1 protein-coding gene is annotated in these 485 nt (G+C 57.7%); it reads left to right on the forward strand.

Translation table 11 applies throughout. The annotated features are described in order from the left end of the window. Positions 1-70 precede the first annotated feature (70 nt). Positions 71-421, forward strand: a complete 351-nt coding sequence (locus tag EXE46_RS16425; protein ID WP_137689381.1) for a hypothetical protein — start codon at positions 71-73, stop codon at positions 419-421. The last annotated feature ends 64 nt before the right edge of the window (positions 422-485 follow it).

Raw genomic sequence — 485 nt, forward strand, 5'->3', positions numbered from 1 at the left:
GCTCGTAAATTACCAGTGCGTTGGCGACGCCCAATCCTTCGTCTCCAACTAAATCTCGGAGGGCCTGACGATGGGCCTCCGAGAGCTCTCCGGTGGCGTACTTAACGAAGTATCCGGTGTCGAATCCGCGTCGCATGGCGTCTACGCTGACGAGTCGGGAAACTGGCTGAGGCTACGGACGCTCCGGATCGTCCTTCCGAATGTCGCCAAGCACTTGGTTGAGGTCACCGTGTGCGTCAACCATGCCGGCCCGTCGGTCGAGTTCGTCGATAGCCCGGCGGCGACGGAGACGTTTCATATAGGATTCGGCTGCCCGAGCGTAAAACTCGCTGATAGAGAGGCCCTCTTCCTCGGCTACTGCCTCAACCTCCTCTCCAACCTCGTCCCGAATCGACACGCTGTGTCGCATAGCGGACTTTAGATCGCTGAACGGAATACATAACCCAGTGTATCAACGATAGATGAAGACCGGAGTTCTCCGTCTG

It is taken from the genome of Halorubrum sp. GN11_10-6_MGM (assembly GCF_005435165.1).
In the GTDB taxonomy this organism is placed as follows: Archaea; Halobacteriota; Halobacteria; order Halobacteriales; family Haloferacaceae; genus Halorubrum.

Excerpts from the sequence above, each read along its gene's own strand:
- EXE46_RS16425 (WP_137689381.1), top strand. The coding sequence starts at position 71 with ATGGGCCTCCGAGAGCTCTCCGGTGGCGTACTTAACGAAGTATCCGGT.